The 19,041-nt window shown below is 70.7% G+C and carries 18 protein-coding genes; 4 read left to right on the top strand and 14 right to left on the bottom strand.

The features are described 5' to 3' along the window. Positions 1–70: 70 nt before the first annotated feature. The 3 genes from tilS to dacB form a co-directional block, all read right to left on the bottom strand. Complete coding sequence (tilS, locus tag JNO44_RS24440; protein ID WP_205366098.1) at positions 71–1,078, bottom strand: tRNA lysidine(34) synthetase TilS; 1,008 nt, start codon at positions 1,076–1,078, stop codon at positions 71–73. 193 nt (positions 1,079–1,271) lie between these two features. Continuing rightward, entirely contained in the window at positions 1,272–2,417 is a 1,146-nt protein-coding gene (locus tag JNO44_RS24435) for a zinc-dependent metalloprotease (protein ID WP_205366097.1), read from the bottom strand. A 114-nt stretch (positions 2,418–2,531) separates the two neighbouring features. After that, positions 2,532–4,148, bottom strand: a complete 1,617-nt coding sequence (gene dacB / locus JNO44_RS24430) for a D-alanyl-D-alanine carboxypeptidase/D-alanyl-D-alanine endopeptidase (protein WP_205366096.1) — start codon at positions 4,146–4,148, stop codon at positions 2,532–2,534. An 86-nt stretch (positions 4,149–4,234) separates the two neighbouring features. On the opposite strand from dacB, the gene JNO44_RS24425 reads away from it, so the two are divergent. Then, a complete protein-coding gene (locus JNO44_RS24425) occupies positions 4,235–4,726 on the top strand; it encodes an inorganic diphosphatase (protein WP_039634169.1) in 492 nt (163 codons plus the stop codon). 165 nt (positions 4,727–4,891) lie between these two features. Here the strand turns inward: JNO44_RS24425 and JNO44_RS24420 are convergent, their stop codons facing one another. From JNO44_RS24420 to JNO44_RS24370, 11 genes are all read right to left on the bottom strand, one after another. Beyond that, a complete protein-coding gene (locus JNO44_RS24420) occupies positions 4,892–5,218 on the bottom strand; it encodes a hypothetical protein (protein WP_205366095.1) in 327 nt (108 codons plus the stop codon). Positions 5,219–5,370: 152 nt separating this feature from the next. After that, positions 5,371–6,096, bottom strand: a complete 726-nt coding sequence (locus JNO44_RS24415) for a hypothetical protein (RefSeq protein ID WP_240167651.1) — start codon at positions 6,094–6,096, stop codon at positions 5,371–5,373. Between the two features lie 286 nt (positions 6,097–6,382). Then, the gene (locus tag JNO44_RS24410; RefSeq protein ID WP_159030869.1) at positions 6,383–6,580 is read right to left on the bottom strand and encodes a linaridin family RiPP; all 198 of its coding nucleotides are present in this window, start codon (positions 6,578–6,580) and stop codon (positions 6,383–6,385) included. Positions 6,581–6,708: 128 nt separating this feature from the next. Continuing rightward, positions 6,709–7,290 (bottom strand): hypothetical protein, encoded by a 582-nt coding sequence (locus JNO44_RS24405; protein ID WP_235093994.1) that lies wholly within the window; start codon positions 7,288–7,290, stop codon positions 6,709–6,711. After that, the gene (locus JNO44_RS24400) at positions 7,287–8,192 is read right to left on the bottom strand and encodes an alpha/beta fold hydrolase (protein WP_240167650.1); all 906 of its coding nucleotides are present in this window, start codon (positions 8,190–8,192) and stop codon (positions 7,287–7,289) included. The genes JNO44_RS24405 and JNO44_RS24400 overlap by 4 nt, the downstream gene beginning before the upstream one ends. 189 nt (positions 8,193–8,381) lie before the next feature. Then, the gene (locus JNO44_RS24395; RefSeq protein ID WP_102926629.1) at positions 8,382–8,729 is read right to left on the bottom strand and encodes a transposase; all 348 of its coding nucleotides are present in this window, start codon (positions 8,727–8,729) and stop codon (positions 8,382–8,384) included. 38 nt (positions 8,730–8,767) lie between these two features. Beyond that, positions 8,768–9,526, bottom strand: a complete 759-nt coding sequence (locus tag JNO44_RS24390) for a class I SAM-dependent methyltransferase (RefSeq protein WP_205366092.1) — start codon at positions 9,524–9,526, stop codon at positions 8,768–8,770. A 464-nt stretch (positions 9,527–9,990) separates the two neighbouring features. Further along, positions 9,991–11,475 (bottom strand): phytoene desaturase family protein, encoded by a 1,485-nt coding sequence (locus tag JNO44_RS24385; protein WP_205366091.1) that lies wholly within the window; start codon positions 11,473–11,475, stop codon positions 9,991–9,993. Beyond that, positions 11,472–13,409 (bottom strand): ABC transporter ATP-binding protein, encoded by a 1,938-nt coding sequence (locus JNO44_RS24380; RefSeq protein ID WP_205366090.1) that lies wholly within the window; start codon positions 13,407–13,409, stop codon positions 11,472–11,474. The genes JNO44_RS24385 and JNO44_RS24380 overlap by 4 nt, the downstream gene beginning before the upstream one ends. Before the next feature lie 372 nt (positions 13,410–13,781). Then, on the bottom strand, positions 13,782–15,494 hold the full coding sequence (locus tag JNO44_RS24375; protein ID WP_420882675.1) for a threonine/serine exporter family protein: 1,713 nt from the start codon (positions 15,492–15,494) through the stop codon (positions 13,782–13,784). A 629-nt stretch (positions 15,495–16,123) separates the two neighbouring features. Then, positions 16,124–16,834, bottom strand: coding sequence for a DedA family protein (locus tag JNO44_RS24370; RefSeq protein ID WP_205366089.1), 711 nt, complete (start codon positions 16,832–16,834; stop codon positions 16,124–16,126). Positions 16,835–17,094: 260 nt separating this feature from the next. Between JNO44_RS24370 and JNO44_RS24365 the strand changes: the two genes are divergently transcribed. The 3 genes from JNO44_RS24365 (at position 17,095) to wrbA (ending at position 19,036) form a co-directional block, all read left to right on the top strand. After that, positions 17,095–17,463, top strand: a complete 369-nt coding sequence (locus tag JNO44_RS24365) for a YbjQ family protein (RefSeq protein WP_067348468.1) — start codon at positions 17,095–17,097, stop codon at positions 17,461–17,463. Between the two features lie 125 nt (positions 17,464–17,588). Next, the gene (gene leuE / locus JNO44_RS24360) at positions 17,589–18,302 is read left to right on the top strand and encodes a leucine efflux protein LeuE (protein ID WP_205366088.1); all 714 of its coding nucleotides are present in this window, start codon (positions 17,589–17,591) and stop codon (positions 18,300–18,302) included. Between the two features lie 110 nt (positions 18,303–18,412). Then, positions 18,413–19,036, top strand: a complete 624-nt coding sequence (gene wrbA / locus JNO44_RS24355) for an NAD(P)H:quinone oxidoreductase (RefSeq protein ID WP_205366087.1) — start codon at positions 18,413–18,415, stop codon at positions 19,034–19,036. Positions 19,037–19,041 lie beyond the last annotated feature (5 nt).

The following is a 19,041-nucleotide window of genomic DNA, read 5'->3' as shown; positions in this document are numbered from 1 at the left end:
AGATCGGTCGTGGAGCTCACGAAGCGGGAACCGGTCGTGAGATCACAGGGCAGGGCGCGATCTCTGCCGCTCAGCCCTGCCGAATGACCAGTCTGCCACCCTGCCGTCGCACACCCACGCGCCCGGGGAGGTTGATGGCACCCTGCCCCCTCCAGGCCGTGATCAGCCGGTCCACTTCCTCGATGTGGCGGGCGAAGAGCGAACCGGCCGGCGAACCGGCCGCGATGACCGCCCGGCGCAGCACCCGACGGCGCACCGCGGCCGGCAGCGCGAAGAGTCCGGCCACGTCGAGGGTGCCGGCCTCGTCGAGCACCGTCACCTCTGCGTCTGCGGCCCAGCCGTCCAGTGCGTCGGCGTCGTCGCGGGAGAGCTGGGCGGTCCGCGCCAGCGCCTCGACGACGCCCTTGCCCAGGCACTTCTCCAGGGCGGGCAGCCCCTCGTGCCGCAGCCGTGAGCGGGTGTAGGCGGGGTCGGTGTTGTGGGGATCGTCCCAGACGGGCAGCGCCTGGATGAGGCATGCCGTACGGGCGGTCTGTCGGTCCACGTCCAGGAAGGGGCGGCGGTAGCGGCCGTTCGTCCCGGTGGCCGCGGCCATCCCGGAGAGCGAGCGGATCCCGGAGCCGCGGGCCAGCCCGAGGAGCACGGTCTCCGCCTGGTCGTCGCGGGTGTGGCCGAGGAGGATCGCGCTGGCGCCGTAGCGGTCGGCGGTGGCGTCCAGGGCGGCGTAGCGGGCATCGCGGGCGGCCGCTTCGGGACCGCCGACCCGGCCCACCTCGACGCTGACGATGTCGACGGGGTCGAGCTTGAGGGCCCGCAGCCGCAGGGCGACCTCGGCGGCGCGGAGGTCGGAGCCCTCCTGTAGGCCGTGGTCGATGGTCACGCCCCCGGCGCGGACGCCCAGTTTGGGGGCTTCGAAGGCGAGGGCGGAGGCGAGCGCCATGGAGTCGGCGCCGCCGGAGCAGGCGACGAGCACGAGCGGTGCCTCGCGCCGGTCCTGCGCGCAGTGGTGGGTGAGCACGTCGTGGAGTACGCGGCGGACCGCCAGGCGTATCGCGGCGACCGCTGGATGGGGACCCATGTCCGTTTCCAATCGTTCAGCTGGGGGCGAGCCTCAAGCATGGACGGCACTTCGTAACAGAGAGTGCCTAGATGGTGACAGAGGCGAGCAGTTCCCCGAGCATTGCACGCCTATCCATCGGTCACGGTCCCTCAGACGGGTGATTGAAGGGGCGCTCTACTGCCGCATGGCGTGCCCGGCTCACATCCTGGGCTTACTGTGCTCCATCGGCCTTCCGGTGCACCCGCGCGACCCAGTCCGCCGGTTTGGCGATCTCCTGTTTGGTGGGGAGGGTGTTGGGCGACGTCCAGACGCGGTTGAAGCCGTCCATGCCGACCTCCTCGACGACGGACCGCACGAACCGCTCACCGTCACGGTACTGCCGCAGTTTCGCGTCCAGCCCCAGCAGCTTCCGCAGCGCCTGGTCCAGCCGGCCGGCGCCGCTGGCCCGCCGCTTCTGGAACTTCTCCCGGATCTCCGCCACCGAGGGCACCACCTCGGGCCCCACCCCGTCCATGACGTAGTCGGCGTGCCCCTCCAGCAGCGACATCACCGCGGTCAGCCGCCCGAGGATCTCCCGCTGCACGGGCGTCTGCACCACGTCCACCAGCGACCGGCCCTCCTCGCCCTCCTCGCCCTCCGGCTTGGCGCCGGCCAGCGACTGGGCGGCCTCCCGCAGCCGCTCCAGCAGCGTCCCCGGGTCGATGTCGGTCTCGCTGAGGAACGACTGGATCTCGCCCTCGATGTGGTCCCGCAGCCAGGGCACGGCGCTGAACTGGGTCCGGTGGGTCTCCTCGTGCAGGCACACCCACAGCCGGAAGTCGTGCGGCGCCACGTCGAGCTCCCGCTCCACATGGACGATGTTCGGCGCCACCAACAGCAGCCGGCCGCCCTGCGTCCCGGCCGGCAGGTCCCGCGAGGCCGGGGCGAACGTCTCGTACTGGCCCAGCACCCGCGACGCCAGGAACGACAGCAGCATGCCCAGTTCCACGCCGGTCACCTTGCCGCCGACCGCGCCGAGCACCGCACCGCCGGGCGTTGAGGACCGTCGGTCCTCCATCTTGGCGAGCAGCGGTTTGAGCACCGCCCGGAAACCGGCGACGTTGGCCCGGATCCAGCCGGGCCGGTCCACCACCAGGACCGGCGTGTCGTGCGACACCGCCCCGCCCTCCGCGCCGGGTTGCGCCATTCGGGTGAACCCCCGGACGTGCTCCTCGGACGACTTGGCGTGCCGGCGCAGCTCGGCGACGATCGCCCGCGCCTCGTCCCGGCTCACCTCCGGACCGGGCCGTACGAATCGGGTCGCGGTCGCGACCGCGAGATTCCAGTCGACCATCTCGACACCACCGATGCTCGTCATGGGTTCACGGTACGGGGACGCCGCGCCGGCTGGTAGCCGACGGGGGTGGTCGGCCCCGCGTGGCCGCTGCGCGGGTGAAGAGGACGGTGGGTGGGCGCCCGGAGGGTGGGTCGTTCAGCGGCAGCCGCAGTTGGCCACCGTGGAGGCCATGCGGTCCAGGGCCTTCTGGGCGGCCTGGGGGTCGGTGGTGCCGGTGGTCATGAAGGCGAAGGCCAGGAGGCGGCCGTCGGCGTCGACGACGGTGCCGGCGAGGCTGTTGACGCCGGTGAGGGTGCCGGTCTTGGCGCGCACGGTGCCGGCGCCGGCGGTGTCGCCCACGTAGCGCCCCCTGAGGGTGCCGGTGAAGGCGGCCACCGGGAGGCCGGTGAGGACCGGGCGGAGTTCGGGCTTGTCGGGTGCGGCGGCGGCCAGCAGGAGGCGGGAGAGCAGGTTCGCGGAGACCTTGTCGTCCCGGTCCAGGCCGCTGCCGTCCTCGAAGACGGCGTCGGTCAGCGGGAGGTGCTGGGCGGCCAGCGCGTCCCGCACGGCCTTGGCGGCGCCGTCGAAGCTGGCCGGCTGGTGGGCGGCGAGGGCGGTCTGCCGGGCCAGCGCCTCGGCGATGTCGTTGTCGCTGTAGGTCAGCATCCGCTCGACGAGGGCGGAGAGCGGCAGGGAACGGACGACGGCGATCCGGTCGGGGCTTTTCGGGGCGCGGGCCTCGGCGGGGTCGCCGGTGACGGTGATGCCGCGTTCCTTGAGGAGGCCGGCGAAGGTGCGGGCGGCGTCGCCGGCGGGGTCGGTGGAGCGCGGTGCGGTGCCGTGGTCGCTGTCGTCGAGGCGGGCCTCGTCGGTCATCAGGGCGGCGACCGGGGCGATGTTCTCGTTGGGGCCGATGGGGTGCTCGGCGGGGCCCGTGTAGGCGGAGGCGTCGTAGCCGAGGCCGACGGTGGTCAGCTTGCGCTGCTGGAGGGCGTGGGCGGTGGCGTCGGCGAGGTCGCGCAGGCTGGCCGGCCGTTCGTCGGGCCCCGGGCCGGCCGCACGGGCGGTCAGAGTCGGGTCGCCGCCGCCGACCAGGACGATCCGGTCCTTGCCGGCCAGCACGACGCCGGTGTCGATGCGGTGGTCGGCACCGAGCCGGGAGAGCGCGGCCACGGCGGTGGCGAGCTTGACCGTGGAGGCGGGGGTGGCCGCCTCGTCCTGCTTCTCGCCGAAGACCTGCCGGCCGGCCGCGACGTCCACCACGGACGCGGTCCGCAGCGGGCCGAGCGCGGGGTCCGACAGGAGCGGGGACAGGGCGTCGGCCAGTCCGGCGTCGGTGGGCGCCGGCGCCGCGCCGCCGCGGCCCACCGCGCCGCGCGCGGGCCCGCCGAGCGCGGTCAGCACGGCCGGCGCGCTGGGCGCAGGGCCGGGCGCCCGGCCGTCATCGTGATGCTCGCCACCTGTTGCCGGAGCGGGGACCGCCGCCGCCCGCTCGGCCGTACGCTGACCGGAGTCCCACGGCCCGGCCGCCGCCACCGCGACGACCGCGACCGCCAGACCTGTGGCGGCGGACGCCGCTGTCAGCTGCCAGGTCTGCCGCGTTTGCCGCGGTGCGGCCTGCCATGCGTGCTGTGCGGCGCCCGTTGTCGCATGCGCGGCGCGCTGTGCGGTCCGTGCCGCGGTGCGTGCGGAACGCCCCGCCCGGCGTGCCGCCACCCGCGCGGAACGCTGCGCCGACTGCCATGTGACCTGCCATGTTCGGGTCTCGGGCACTTCGGACCAGCCCCTTTCGCCACCACACACCTGCGTGGGGGACACTTAATCACCAGACGTATGTGTTGATCATGGAGGAGCCACCCGTGGAGTTCGACGTCACCATCGAGATCCCGAAGGGTTCGCGGAACAAGTACGAGGTGGACCACGAGACCGGTCGGATCCGCCTGGACCGTCGACTCTTCACCTCGACCAGCTACCCGGCCGACTACGGCTTCGTCGAGAACACCCTCGGCGAGGACGGCGACCCGCTGGACGCGCTGGTCATCCTGGACGAGCCGACCTTCCCCGGTTGCCTGATCAAGTGCCGTGCCATCGGCATGTTCCGGATGACGGACGAGGCCGGCGGCGACGACAAGCTGCTGTGCGTGCCCGCCTCGGACCCGCGCGTGGAGCACCTCCGCGACATCCACCACGTCTCGGAGTTCGACCGCCTGGAGATCCAGCACTTCTTCGAGGTCTACAAGGACCTGGAGCCCGGCAAGTCCGTCGAGGGCGCCAACTGGGTCGGCCGTACCGACGCCGAGGCCGAGATCGAGCGCTCGTACAAGCGCTTCGAGGCGCACGGCGGGCACTGACCCGACCGGCGGAGCGGATCCGGCGGCGGACGGGGTTCTCAGGGGCCCCGCACGCCCGTCGGCGCGCTCTGATTTTCGTACGCGAACGGGCGGCACCCATCTGGGGGCCGCCCGTCGTACGTGTCGCGGGGTCCGCGCCCCGCCTCTTCTCCTTCTTCTCTTCCTCTACTTCTTGACGTAGAGGAACTGGAAGAGCATCCAGGTGTCGGTGAGCTTCATCATCTGCTCGTGACAGACGTATTGATGCCACTTCCCCGCGGCCACCCCCGCGTCCCCTTCCTTACTGCAGGAGGCGCTGTCGCCCAGGAACGAGCGCTCCAGGGTGTAGCCGGCCGGCGGGTTCCAGTCGCCCTGCGCCGCCGAGGGCGTGACGGCCGCGGCGTCCGCCACGGTCGTCCGCGGCAGCGGCGCGGCCTGCGCGCCGGCCTGGGCGGACACGGCGAGCAAGGCGCCCGCCACCGCGACGCCCGCGGCCATGGTGATGCGCTTCATGATTGCGTCTCCTTTGAAAGTCGGGACCCTGCAGGGGAATTCATCGCCCTGTCCGGGAATGCATCCGGCCACTGCGGGGATGTGCTTCGCGAACGGCAAAGGGAGCCCGTCGGGCGGGCATGCCTCATGCCGATGGCTGTACCTGTGCTCGCTCAGGCGGCCGCGGGGGCCGACGTCACGGCCGCGGAGGTCCTCCCCGTCAGCGCCGCACGCCCCTCGCTCTGGTCGAGGACATAGAGGATCGCCGGGTGCGTGGCGCCGAAGGCCAGCACAAAGCGGTTGAGGCCCATGAACTGCCCGATGCCCAGGTGGAAGAGGCTCATCGAGCCGAGCCATGCCCTGGCCGCCGGCTTGGGCAGCACGAAGACCAGCGGGAAGCCGACCTCCGCGGCGACCGTTCCCCAGGTGATGAGCTTCCCCAACAGCGGGTATTTGTGCACGAGTTGAAAGAGGTGCGGGTCCCCGTAGTTGTGCGTACGGATGACCCCGCTGAACGCCTCGCCGCTGAGCCACACCGGGGAGACGAGCTTGACCACACCGGATGCGACGTAGGAGATGGTCGTCTCCAGGGCCAGCGCGCGCATGGCCACGTCGCGGGCCTTCTCGCCGTCCTTGAAGGTGCCGGTCGAGGCGAGGACGACGTTGACCACCTGCTGGAGCTGGTCGGCACCGTCGCCGCCGAAGGGGGTGTGCAGCCGACCGGCGGCGCCCGTCACCGCCAGGACCGCGCTGCCCGTCGTGCGGACCGCGCGCTTGTGCCCCCAGATCAGCGTGGCGGCAGAAGCACCCGCCTGCACTCCGTACAGGGCGACCGCCGCCTTCTTGGAACTCAGGACGCGGGTCAGGCGGGGAAATCGCTTGGCGAACTTGGGTCGCATGTTCGCGAGCTGGCCGCTCAGCAATTCACCGTCTTCGAACTTACGCGTCTGGCTGAGCATTTCCAGTGCGGAGACAAGCGTACCCAGCGAAGCCACTCGGCGTGCCGTGACCTCGGGCGGAGCGCTGAGGAACATGGATGGGTGCTCCTGATGATGTGATGCGAGTACGGTGGATAGTGGATATGGGAAACGGCGGCACGGTATGCGTATCGGGCGTACCGTGCCGCCGCGTCTTTCATCGGCCGGGGTTATCGATGCCGGTCAGCACCGCCCCGCAGCCGAACGCTCAGCCGTGCTGGACGTTGTGGGTGACCATGTTCAGCGCGGCCGCGGTCGCGGAGGTCACCGCGATGCCGGCGGACACGGCCTCGGGGGTCGCGACGGTGGCCAGCGGGGTCATCATGGTCGGCGCGGCGTCGGAACCGATACGGCCCGGCTTCACGTCCACCAGCTGCGTGTTGGCGAATTCAGCCACAACAGACATTTCTGTCCTCTTTCTCGTAGACATCTCACAGCGAGTTCTCCAGCCGTTCGGCGGGAGGGCGCGAACTCACGCGGCACAGGGGAACCGAGTGAGCTCGCAGCTTCCGGCCGAGAAGGTTGATCGGCTCGCTACGCGGCCAGCGGGAATGCGGCCGCGTCAGGCGTGGCGTCTTCGGTCAGCGGGAATTCCACGGAGACGAAGACGGGGTTGATCTGCCGGTCGCCGGGGGCGTTGAGGTACGACTGCATCAGCATGAACTGGCTGTGCGAGGCGCCCTCGGCGTGCGGCAGGTGGCGCTGGATGTAGCGGGAGAGCAGCTGGTATCCGGAGCCCAGTGTCACCAGGCGGAGTTCCGGCCCGAAGGCCACCGAGCGGGAGATGGTGTCCTGGCTCGCGTCGAACAGGGCCTTGGGGCAACGGTTGCGGGCGTTCCAGACCAGGGCGTACCAGGGCCGGTCGCGGGTGATCTCCACCTCCGTCCAGTCGCCGGGCCTGCCGTCGGTGATGTCCCGGTAGAGCAGGTGGTTGTCCTTGACCCCGGGGTTCGGGCCGAAGAAGCGCCAGTTGGGGACCGGGATCTGCCACCGCCCGCGCCGCAGGAGGTTGTCGAAGCGGTTCTCGGGCAGCTGCCCGGCCGCCGTCGCCACCAGCCAGGCGGCGATCGAGGCCGTGACGACGGCCGTTTTCAGGCGTTCCGTGTTCACATTCACGTCAGTTCCTCCTCCCGCTCCGTGTCGCGCACCGCGGCCGGCCGGTCCTTCGTGGCGGTCTGCCGCCGCTCCGGGTCGGTCCGCCCGGTGGGCGGTTCGCCCGCGATCACCTCCGCCACCTGTCGGGCGTGGTCCGGCACGGCGAGCGCGGATTCGTGGTCCGAGCCCTCGATGAAGTGGTGCCGGGACCGCTTCGAGATGGCGGCCAAGCGGGCCTGGACGGCGTGGTGCATGGTGTTGTCGCCGACGTTGTTCTCCGCCGTGACCACGGTCAACGGGCAGTCCAGGTCGGTCAGTTCCGGGTACGTCATGGCGTCCCGGTACTCCCGGTGGGCCGTGGCCCAGGAGCAGGGGTTCGTCAGGAACGCGGTGTAGCTGCGGTTGATCTCCGGACGGTACTGCTGGTTCACGTTCTTGGCCGGGCGGAAGGCCGACAGGCCCGCCCAGGCGTACGCCTGCTCCATCACCAGCGACTGGCGCGCCCACCGGTCGATGTCGGTGCGGCGCGAGTGGCGCAGGCTGGTCACCTCGGTGGCGTCGATCATGACCACCGCGCTCACGCCCTCCAGCGCGCCCGGATGGCGCGAGGCATAGGCCGCGACGAAGTACCCGCCCAGGGAATGGCCGGCCAGGACGACCGGGAGACCGGGGACATAGGTGTCACGCAATTCCTGCAACAGCGCGTAGTGCCGGTGCAGACCGTACTGGGCGACGGGTGTGCTGAGTCCGTAGCCGGGGCGGTTGAACCGCACGTACCCCATGTCCGCGGGAAGCGCGTCGCACACCCAGTCCCAGTATTCGTGCGGCGCGCCCAGCCCGTTGTCGAGCAGGACGACGCGCCGGGCCTGAGAAGGAATGCTGACGTCGACCTCCACGAGGCTGCCGTCCGGCCTCTCGTGCATCAGGTAGCGACGCGCACGTTCGCGTTTCCCCGTGAATCGCATTACCGCACCGGTCAGCAGGCTCGCACCGGCCAAACCAGCTATGCCCACGGCGAATTGGCGCTCCAAAGACGCCACAATCCCTCCCCCGTGATTTCAAGTGGCTGATATCCCCGACACTAACACCGGATGCCGGGGTCAAATAATGAGTTAGTTGACCCGCCGGGCCGGGCGTGTCTTCCCGCAGGGCTGCGGAACGCGGCCGGGTGTGCCCCGCCCGGACTTCCGGAGCTCCATATACAGCTCGCCTATTGTGGCCTTGAGCATCGCGTTTTCCTGAGTGAGCTCGGCGATCCTGGACGCCTCCTCGGAGTCCTTTCCACTCTCGCCGGCCAGGCCGTTACGGGCTCCCTCAATAAACTGTCTGCGCCAGTTCGATACGGATTGCTCGGAGACTCCGACTTCCCGTGCCGCTTCGGCCGCGGTCAGTTGACCACTCATCACTCTCACCAGGAGCCCGAGTTTCTTGTCTGCCGGCAAAATCGGCGGTCGTCCCACCTGTGGCCCCCTTCTGTGTTCCGCTTTCCTGTGTGCGCTCAGGACTTGACGTAGCAGCAGACGAACATGGGTGACTGTTCGTTATAGGGGGTGCCGTCCCACCGAGAAAGGTGGGTCTCGGGCTCCAAGCCGGCCGCGCGGGCGTATGCGTCGATCTCTTCGGGGGTGGTCAGCCGGGTGAGTTCGCTGCCCACCCGGGTGGTGCCGTCGGCCTGGTACAGAATGTGCGAGCAGTGCCAGAGGTCGCCGTCGAGCAGCGTCGAATGGGTCTGCACGCCCGTGCCGGGCTCCGGATAGGGGACGAAATACGTGGTGCGCTTGCGCCCCTCGTGGAGCTCCAGGATCGGCGGCTTGTTGTGCGTCTCGATCACCAGCCTGCCGCCGGGGGCGAGAAGGTCGGCCGCGCGCCGGACGGCCAGTAGCTGGTCCTCGGGGGTGTGCAGCAGCGATAGCGTCGCACAGACGCAATACACCAGCCCGTAACGGGAATCCGAGGTATAGCTGCGGATGTCACCGTGGACGGGGGTGACGTCTCCACGCTCCTTCAGTTTGACGCGCATCGCGTCCAGCATCTCCGGTGAGGAGTCCACACCGGTCACCCTGCCGACGCTCTCGGAAAGCGGGACAGCGATCCGCCCCGTGCCGACGCCGAGTTCGATCGTCCCCGCCTCAGGGGCGGGATGGAGGGCCAGTAGCCCCTTCACCGCCTCGGCGGTGACTTCGTCGTCCGGTATCAGCCTGTCGTACCAGCCGGCGAACTGTCGCCCATAGCCGATGTCTTCAACCCCGTTAGTCACCGAACTCCCTCACTTTGTCCCCACATTCGATCCCTAGGGGGCCGCCGTGAAGCCGAAGAGCCGGAGCAAGGAAGGACGTCATAGGCCAACACGACCGCAGGTGAAACCGCAGTCGTTGCGCATGGTTGGTCAGACCAGCAGCGCCTGTCGATCCAGTGGAAACGCCTCAACGAAGTGTGGGGAACTTCAGGTTATGTCGTGTGAGTCCATCATATACATCGCGATGGGCGCCAGTGAATACGTGCGATACCACAAGGAGGCAAAGCTTCCGGGCCGGACGATTGCTGTCCGACGCACGTCTGGATTGCCCCGCACCACGGGCCCGGATGCCTCCAACCACCCTGGTCTATACCGCCGTTCCGGGCCATACCCCGTCCTGCCTTGTCCCGCGCCGTCGTGCACGACTCGGGAAGACCCGAAGAGTTGGGCATTGATTGACGGCGGAAGTGAAAGTTGTCGCCGCTTTAACGCGGACATGCACCCGTCAATAGCGCGGACTTCGGACCCACGTCGGGTATGTCATATGTCCTGAAACAATGCCGCAATGCGGAAACAGCCGCCAGATAACCGGACATGCCGTGCACACTGGGCCCCGGAGGGGTGGCCGAGGAACACAGGAAGACCCCGGGCAGCGGGGTGCGGTAGGGGTCGAAGCGGGGGACGGGCCGTGCCAGGCTCTGGTACAGCGTCATCGCGCCCGAACCGATGTCGCCGCCGACGTAGTTGGGGTTGTACGTCTCGTACGAGGCGGCGGGCACCGAGCGGTGGGCGAGGACCGTGTCCCCGAACCCCGGGGCGTAGCGCTCGATGCGCGCGCGTACCAACGCGTGGGGATCGGTGGGATCACCGTTCGGCACGTGCGCGTACGCCCACACCGGGCGCTTCCCGGGCAGCGCGCGCCCCGGATCGGCCACCGCGGGGTCCACCAGGAGGACGAACGGTTCCCGGGTCCGCACCCGGCGCGCGTTCTTCGTCTCCTGCCGGACCATCTCGGCGTGGGTACCGCCCAGATGGACCGTCCCGGCGCGGCCCACGGCGGGATCGGACCAGGGGATCGGCTCGGAGACCAGGAAGTCGACCTTGGCCGCGCCTGGACCGTAGCGGAAGCGCGCGAGGCCGCGCGCGTAGGACCGCGGCAGCCGGTCGCCCGCGAGGGCCAGGAAGCCCTTGGGGCTGGTGTCGAGCAACACCGCCCGCGCGCCGCGGAGTTCCGCCAGGTCCGTCACCGGGTGACCGGTGTGGAAGACGCCGCCGTGCGCGGCGATGTCCCGGGCCATCGCCTCCGCGATCCGGCCGCTGCCCCCGCGCGGCAGCGGCCACCCCGTCCCGTGTGCGAGGTGTCCCAGCAGCATGGCCACCGCGCCGCCCGCGAAACTGGGCAGCTTGCCGACCGCGTGCGCGGCGACACCGGTGAGCAGGGCCGCCGCCTCCTCGCCCTGGAAGTACGCCGCGCCGAGCCGGGTGCCGTGGACCGCCACCCGGCCGGCCAGCAGCAGGGCGGCGGCGGGGTCCCGCGGCAGGCTGCGCTGCCCGGAGAGGATCAGGTCGACGACGGCCTCGCTGTGCTCCAGCAGCGGGCCCATCAGCCGCCGCCAGCGCGGGCCGTCGGGGCCCAGGTGCGCGCAGGTGTCCGCCAGCGAGCGGTACGCCAGGGCGGCACGGCCCCCGTCCAGCGGATGGGCGTAGCTGATCTCGGGGTGCAGCAGCTCGACCCCACGGGCCGCCAGGTCGAACGCCCGGAAGAACGGGGAGGCGGCGGCCATCGGATGGACGGCGGAGCAGATGTCGTGCACGACGCCGGTGTCGAAGAGCGACGCGGTGCGCAGCCCGCCGCCGATGGTCTCGGCCGCTTCGTAGAGCTCCACCCTCAGGCCGGCCCGGGCCAGGACCACGCCGGCCGCCAGGCCGTTGGGGCCGGTGCCGACGATCGCCACATCGGTGCTGTTCACCACTGCTCCTCGATCCCGATGGGCCGAAGCCGCACCGTCTGCTCGTTGAGGCCGCCCCACGGGGGCCGGCCGACCGCGGACGGGAGCGGTCCCGCCCCCGGTTCCCCGCGCGCCCGGTCGCCCGCCGTGGCGGCGGGGCCGGACTCGGCGTGCAGTTGTGAGCCGGCCAGCCGCCGGTACAGCGCGTCGTTCTCCATCAGGTCCCGGTGCACGCCGGTGGCCCGGACCCGGCCGTCCTCCAGCACCACGATCTTCTCGGCGTCGATCACCGTGGAGATGCGGTGGGCGATGGCGATCACCGCGCACTGCCGGGAGACCCGGCGCAGCACGTCGCGGAAGGCCCGCTCCGAGTCGGAGTCGAGGTGGGAGGTGGCCTCGTCCAGCAGCATGACCGCGGGCTTCTGCAGCAGCGTGCGGGCGATGCACAGGCGCTGGCGCTGGCCGCCGGACAATCCGCTGCCCTGGTCGCCGAGTTCGGTCTCCAGCCCCTGGGGGAGCCCGGCGACCACGGCGCCGAGACCGGCCATCTCCAGCGCTTCTCGGATGTCGTCCTCGCTGGCGTGCGGTTGGGCGTAGGTGAGGTTCTCCCGGACGGTGCCCCGCATGGCGGCGCTGTCCTGCTGGACGTAGCCCACCAGCCCGCGCAGCGTCTCCAGCGGCAGCCCCTCGACGTCCCGCCCTCCGAGCAGCACGCGACCGCCGTCCACCCGGTAGAAGCGTTCGATCAGTTGGAACAGGGTGGTCTTGCCGGCGCCCGAGGGCCCGACCACCGCCGTCAGCCCGCGCGCCGGCACGCTGAGCGAGACGCCGTGCAGCACCTGCGTCACGGCCGCCGGCTCTCCGCGCCGGTAGCCGAAGCGCACGTCGTGGAACTCGATCGCGGGGTGGTGCGCGGGCAGCGGCCCGGTCGGTGCGAGGCCCTGTCCCGCGTCCGCCGCCCCGCCGCCCTCCTGGGGCAGGCCGGCGAGCTTGTCGACCCGCTCGATGGCGGCCCGGCCCTGGACGAACTGGCCGATGGCCATGAAGACCATCACCAGGGGGGAGACCAGCTGGAACAGGTACATGACGAACGTGGTCAGGTCGGCCATGCTCATCTCGCCCCGCGCGACCCAGGCCATGCCCGCGCCGACGACGACGGCGAGTGCCCCCTGGGTGCCGACGTTCATCGAGGGGACCAGCAGGGCGTTGTAGGCATTGACCCGGATCCCCGAGCGCCGCGCCCGCTCGGCCAGCGCGCCGATCCGGGCGGTCTCGCGCGGCTCGGCCCGGGACGCCTTGACCGTGGGCAGTGCGGAGAGCACGCGCTGGACGCCGCTGCCGAACGCGCCGGTGTCGTCACGGTTCTGCAGGGCCGCTCCGCGGAGCTTGCGCGCGAGCACGATGGCGAGGGTGCTGGCGACGCCGAGGCTGGCCAGGGTGATGAGCATCAGCGACAGGTCGATGGTGCACATCAGCACGACGCAGCCGATTGTCGTGGCGCCGCTGATGACCAGCTGCGCGAGGCTCTGCGAGAGGGCGATCTTTACCAGCGAGGTATCGGTGACCGTGCGCGTGACGATGTCGCCCTGCGGCCATTTACCGAATTCCGCGAGATCGGCCCGCAACAATCTTCCGACAAGGCCGTGCCGGACGTCATAGACGATATTTTCCCCGGCCCGCCCTATTACGTAGGACTGGAGCGCGGAAAAGAAAGCACCCAGGCAGAAAAGGGCGGCGACCGTGATGATGGAACCGGTCAGCGACGCTCCCGCGGACACCGCCCCGATCAGTTTTCCGATGGCCCACGGCTGGGCGAGCGTGGCTCCGACCCCCAGCAGCCCCAGTGCCACTCCCGTACCGAGCAGCGCGGTCTGCCGCTTGGCGACACTCCCCACCCGGCCGGCGCCGGGCGCGGCCCCGCTCCTCTGGTTCGTGTTGGCGACGCGCCTCGCCATGAGCACACCCCCCCGTTTTGACAACGGTCACGGCGATGCGCGACCAAGATAACGGCCCCGACCTCAGAGTTTCGTCGTCAAGATGGCCGAAACTAGCACACCCGCCGGCGTCAAATTTCTCGTAAGTTGATTCGCCGGAACGCCCTGCCCGGTCGAATGACCCGCAGGCCCGGCCGGCGTAAGTAAACGCGTTTGTTGTCCACTCGGCGCGGTGCCCGAAAGGAACACCACGGTCCCCTCACGGGTGAGCAGGACGAAGCCCCCGGCGCACTGCGCACCAGGGGCGATCGACTCACCCAACACAGCGGACGCGGCCCTGGTGCATCGGACGGGCCCTGGGGGTCCGTCCGGTGCACCAGGGCCGGACAGGTCCTAGAAGCCGCGGGTCCGCTTGGCGGCCCGCCGCTCGCCGCCCGGCTCGACGGCGAGCGGCGCCCGCAGGAACAGCCGGGCGACCTCGCCACCGAGGTTCACGCCGACCGCGATCGCCAGCGCCAGCGAGGCGGCCTTGATCAGCGACGAGAAGCCCTCCAGCAGATTGCCCTGGGCGAAGTTCAACAGCCCGAAGTAGGTCGCGCTACCAGGGAGCAACGGGCCGATCGCCGCCGTCACATAGGGCAGCGCGGAGGCGTAGCGGTACCGGGAGAGCAACTGCCCGAAGAGGCCGACGAGCCCGGCGGCGATGGCCGTGGAGGGCACCGCGTTGAAGCCGGCGGTGGCGGTCAGCGCCCCGTACACCACCCAGGCGACCCCGCCGTTGAGCGTCGCGAACGCCACCGTGTGCCGCTCCTGCTGGAGCAGGACGCAGAACGCCAGCGCCAGCAGCATCGACGCTATGGTCTGCACCACCGGCTCGTTGTACAGCTGCAGCGCCTGCTCGGGGTTGAGCCGCTTCAGACCGGGATCGGCCTGCAGCCCGAGGTAGAGCACGGACAGCACGCCGACGACGATGCCGACGATCAGATAGCCGACCTCCAGCAGTCGCGCGGAGGCGGTGATGTAGTAACCGGTCAGCCCGTCCTGCACGCTGGCGACCAGCGCCCGCCCCGGGATCAGGGCGAACAGCCCACCGGTGATCACCGCGGAGGACTGCACATTGGAATGGGCCAGGGCGAAGGCCAGCCCCATCCCGGCGGGCGGCATCGCCGCGACCACGAACTGGTAGAACTCCGGCAGCCCGCGCGCCGACGCCAACCAGGCCAGCCGGTCGCCGAGCATCGAGCCGATCGCCGCCGCGATGAACACCAGCACCCCGCCGCCGACCAACATGCTCGCCGCGCCGGAGAGCAGCCCGGAGGACACCGTCAGCGCCCAGCTCGGGTACGGGTGCCGGTTACGGCGGATCTCCGCCAGCCCGCGGTACGCCTCTTCGAGGCTGATCCCCTCCGAGGTGATGTCGTCCACCAGCCGGAAAACGGCCGACAGCCGGGTGTAGTCCACGCCGCGCCGCCGCACCGTCCGACTGGCGGTGAGCGGGTCCTCCACCAGGGACGGCTGGTACGAGATCGACAGCAGGGTGAAGGTGACGGTCGGCTCGACCCGCTCCAGCCCGTAGGCGTGCGCCACACCGAACATCGCCGCCTCGACGTCCTCGGCACCCTCGCCACCGGCCAGCAGGATCTCGCCGATACGCAGCGTCAGGTCCAGGACGCGGGGCACGGCGGGGCCGCCGCCCTCCTCCTCGGTGCGCTCCGCGCGCTCGGGCACCGGTCGCTCGTGGATCGGCATCCGCAGCATGGTGCGCATCCGGTCCTGCCACGGCGCTTCCTTGGTCAGGCTGAGGACCGGTATGCCGTGCGGCGGCGTGAACGTCGGCAGCGGGGTCTGCCCGGTGGCGCCCCCCGGCCGGGCGAACGCCGACCCCTCGGGCTCGGCCGGCGCCTCCGCCCGGAGCCCCTCGGGCAACGCGAACTCCGAGGTCGGGTGCTCCTCTTCGGGCGTCGGCGGCAACGGCACACCCAACGGCGGCGTGAAGGCGCTGTGCGCCTCGTCCGACTGCGGCTTGCGGTCCTCGGGAAGACCGGCCGGCTCCGAGATGCCGCTGCCCTTGCCCTTGCCCTTACCGCGTGGTGGATCCGACGCCACGTCTCTCCGCTCCTCGTGCCTGTGCCTCCTGCCGACTGGTCATGCACACGATGCCGCATGGCTGCGGACGGCGCTCCTTCGGGGGCCGGTCCGCTGCGCTTGGCGCGCTGCCCACGTTGTCGGCTGCCCCGCCGTAGGGGTTCGCCTTGCGCGCCCGCGGCGCGGGGCCGCCTGACGGCGGGGGGCCGCTGCCGGTCCGCTGCGCGGGGCTGTCGGGTGCGGTGCCGGGTCTGCGGGGTGGGGGTGTCCGGACTGCTGCGCTTTACGTCCGGACACCCCCCACCCCGCAGAACCGGCACCTCCCGTGGGTGGGTGGGAAAGACGGTGAGTGGGGGCCTACGCGAGTGGTCCCCTGACGGTCGCCACCGCTCCACGACGAACCCGCAGGGGACCACCCAGGCGTACCCCTACGGCCTGAAACCCACCCACCAACGGGAGGGGACGGTTCTGTGGGGTGGGGGATGTGCGGACGTAAAGCGCAGCAGTCCGCACATCCCCCACCCCACAGAACCGGCACCGCGGCCGAAAAGCCCCGCGCAGCGGACCCGCGCCGCAGGCGCAAGAAAGGCGAACCCCTACGACGGGGGAGCCGACGACGTGGGATGCACGCCAAGCGCCAGCGCCAAGCGCTAGCGCTTGGCGTGGCGCCCCCGCCCCTGCGGACGGGCCTGGGCCGCGGCCAGCGGGGCGTCCATCGCCGCGTCGGTCGCCGGCTCCTTCTTGGCCTTGGAGCGCGCCCGCAGGAACTCGATGACGACCGGCACCACGGAGATGAGCACGATCGCCACGAGGATCAGCTCGATGTGCTTGTGCACGAAGTCGACGTTGCCCAGCGCGGCGCCCAGCAGCGTCACGCCGGCGCCCCACAGCGTCCCGCCGATGATGTTGAAGATGATGAAGGAGCGGTACTGCATCCGGCTCACGCCCGCGATGATCGGCGTGAACGTCCGCACAATCGGGACGAATCGGGCCAGGATCAGCGACTTCGGACCGTGCTTCTCGAAGAAGGCATGCGCCTTCTCGACGTTCTCCTGCTTGAAGAGGCGGGAGTCGGGCCGCTTGAAGAGCGAGGGGCCGACCTTGCGCCCGAAGAGGTATCCGGCCTGGTCACCCAGGACGGCCGCCAGCACCACCAGCGCACACACCAGCCACAGCGGCTTGTCGATCTTGTTCGTCGTCACCATCAGGCCGGTGGTGAACAGCAGCGAGTCCCCGGGCAGGAAGAAACCGATCAGCAGCCCCGACTCCGCGAACACAATGAGCAGGACGCCGATCAGGCCGAATGTCGTGATCAAGTAGTCCGAGTTCAGCCACTGGGGGCCGAGCGCGAGAGTATTCACGGGGTGAAGGCTCCTGGGTCGAGGGCGCCCGGCTCGCGCGGCGCGGCGAGCGGAAGCGAGGGGTGCAGGCGCAGTGTGCGGCCCAAAGCTATCAACGGACTATGACGTCCCGTGGTTCCAGGAGCACCCCCGGCCACGGCCTCCCGGGCCGCCCCGCCCCGCCTCGACGCCGGCCGCCGACCCCCACCCGACCGCCCCCGAGCGCTGGCCGCTCCGGCCGCCCCGGGTGATCCTGACCGCAAGGACAGGAGGTGCGGACCATGGGCATCGAGGAGTACGGCGGCGGACAGCACGAGCAGTCCGACGTCCTGGTGGTGACGACCAACGACGTGCCGGGGTTTCACGTGAAACAAGTGATCGGCGAGGTCTTCGGCCTCACCGTGCGCTCCCGGCACCTCGGCAGCCAGATCGGCGCGGGCCTGAAGTCGATGATCGGCGGTGAGCTGCGCGGTCTGACCAAGACCCTCGTCCAGACCCGTAACCAGGCCATGGAACGCCTGGTGGAGCAGGCCCGCTCGCGCGGCGCCAACGCCGTGCTGATGTTCCGCTTCGACGTCACCGAGGCCGCCGACGTCGGCACCGAGGTCTGCGCCTACGGCACGGCCGTGGTGCTGGAACCCCAGGGCTGACCCGCAACCGCTCCCTCGTCGGTCATCGGTACGCGCTTCACGGCGACTCCTCACGCCGCGTGAGGTGCACGTCCGGATTCTGAAAAGCGGTGAGGCGGTGGGTCCGCGGGTGAGATCCTCCGCGCATGCTCGGAATAACGGATCTGTCCACGTACCTGGCGGGCCTCGCTCTGATCATCCTGCTGCCGGGGCCGAATTCGCTGTATGTCGTCTCGGTCGCCGCCCGGCGGGGCCGTCGGGTCGCGTACCGGGCGGCGGCGGGCGTGCTGTGCGGCGACACGGTGCTGATGACGCTGTCCGCGGGCGGAGTGGCCTCGCTGCTGAAGGCCAGCCCGCTGCTGTTCGGCATCGTGAAGTTCGCCGGCGCGGGCTATCTGACGTGGCTGGCCGTCGGGATGCTGCGCGGCGCCTGGTCCCTGTGGCGCGGCGGCCGGGCATCCGGCAAGGCCCTGCGGAGCGCGACGCCGGAGCAGGCGGCCGGGGCGGCTCCGGCGGCTGCAGCGACTCCGGCGGAGAACGGGGCCGCCCCGAAGGCCGAGCGGCCGTTCCGCCGCGCGTTCGTGGTCAGCCTGCTCAACCCGAAGGCGATCTTGTTCTTCATCTCCTTCTTCGTGCAGTTCGTGGACCCCTCCTACGCCCACCCGGTGCTGTCGTTCGTGGCGCTCGGCGCCTGGGCGCAACTCTTCAGCTTCAGCTACCTCTCGCTGCTGATCTTCAGCGGGACGTTCCTGGCGGCGACCTTCCGCCGCCGCAAGCGCCTGACCGCCGGCCTGTCCGCCGGCGCCGGCGCCGCCTTCCTCGGCTTCGCCGCCAAGCTGTCGCTGGCCAGCGCGAGCTGACCGGTACGGGCCGGGTCCACCGGGCCCGGCCCGGCCGCGCTTCCGCTGGGGGAACCCTGGAGGCCGTTCGCACCTTATGCCCTTATCGTCGGGTTCCAGGAGGTGCGTCCATGCCGCTGCACGACGTCAACGTCGCCGTCATCTACTACTCGTCGACCGGCACCGTCGCCGAGATGGCCCGGCTGATCGCCGACGCCGCCGAGCACGCGGGCGCCGACGTACGGCTGCGCCGGGTCGCCGAGCTCGCCCCGCAGCCCGCCATCGACTCCAACCCCGCCTGGGCCGCCAACCTCGCCGCCACCGCCGACATCCTGGAGGCGACCCACGACGACATCCTCTGGGCGGACGCGGTGCTCTTCGGCACCCCCACCCGCTTCGGCAATGTGACGTCCCAGCTCAAGCAGTTCATCGACACCCTGGGCGGTCTCTGGCAGCAGGGCCGGCTGGCCGACAAGGTCTACAGCGGCTTCACCGCCACCCAGTCCAAGCACGGCGGCCAGGAGTCCACCCTCCTCGCGCTCTACCACACCGTCCACCACTTCGGCGGCATCCTCATCGCCCCCGGTTACACGGACCCGGCGAAGTTCGCCGACGGCAACCCCTACGGGACCTCGCACGTCGGCGGCCCGGAAACTCCGGTCGACGCCGACGCCCGCACCGCCACCCGCATTCAGGCGGAACGGGTGGTGAAGTTCACCAAGGCCATCAAGGCCGGCCTGGCCGCGACGAGTTGAGAGAA

The organism is Streptomyces noursei (assembly GCF_016917755.1).
In the GTDB taxonomy this organism is placed as follows: Bacteria; Actinomycetota; Actinomycetes; order Streptomycetales; family Streptomycetaceae; genus Streptomyces; species Streptomyces yunnanensis.
This window is presented reverse-complemented; position numbering and strand designations above follow the sequence as displayed.

Bases quoted from the DNA above. Each gene is read 5' to 3' on its own strand.
- JNO44_RS24435 (WP_205366097.1), bottom strand. From the start codon at position 2,417: ATGACGAGCATCGGTGGTGTCGAGATGGTCGACTGGAATCTCGCGGTC.
- JNO44_RS24380 (WP_205366090.1), bottom strand. From the start codon at position 13,409: ATGGCGAGGCGCGTCGCCAACACGAACCAGAGGAGCGGGGCCGCGCCC.
- JNO44_RS24410 (WP_159030869.1), bottom strand. From the start codon at position 6,580: ATGTCTGTTGTGGCTGAATTCGCCAACACGCAGCTGGTGGACGTGAAG.
- JNO44_RS24420 (WP_205366095.1), bottom strand. From the start codon at position 5,218: ATGAAGCGCATCACCATGGCCGCGGGCGTCGCGGTGGCGGGCGCCTTG.
- JNO44_RS24400 (WP_240167650.1), bottom strand. From the start codon at position 8,192: ATGCACGAGAGGCCGGACGGCAGCCTCGTGGAGGTCGACGTCAGCATT.
- JNO44_RS24365 (WP_067348468.1), top strand. From the start codon at position 17,095: ATGGGCATCGAGGAGTACGGCGGCGGACAGCACGAGCAGTCCGACGTC.
- leuE (WP_205366088.1), top strand. From the start codon at position 17,589: ATGCTCGGAATAACGGATCTGTCCACGTACCTGGCGGGCCTCGCTCTG.
- wrbA (WP_205366087.1), top strand. From the start codon at position 18,413: ATGCCGCTGCACGACGTCAACGTCGCCGTCATCTACTACTCGTCGACC.
- tilS (WP_205366098.1), bottom strand. From the start codon at position 1,078: ATGGGTCCCCATCCAGCGGTCGCCGCGATACGCCTGGCGGTCCGCCGC.
- JNO44_RS24415 (WP_240167651.1), bottom strand. From the start codon at position 6,096: ATGCGACCCAAGTTCGCCAAGCGATTTCCCCGCCTGACCCGCGTCCTG.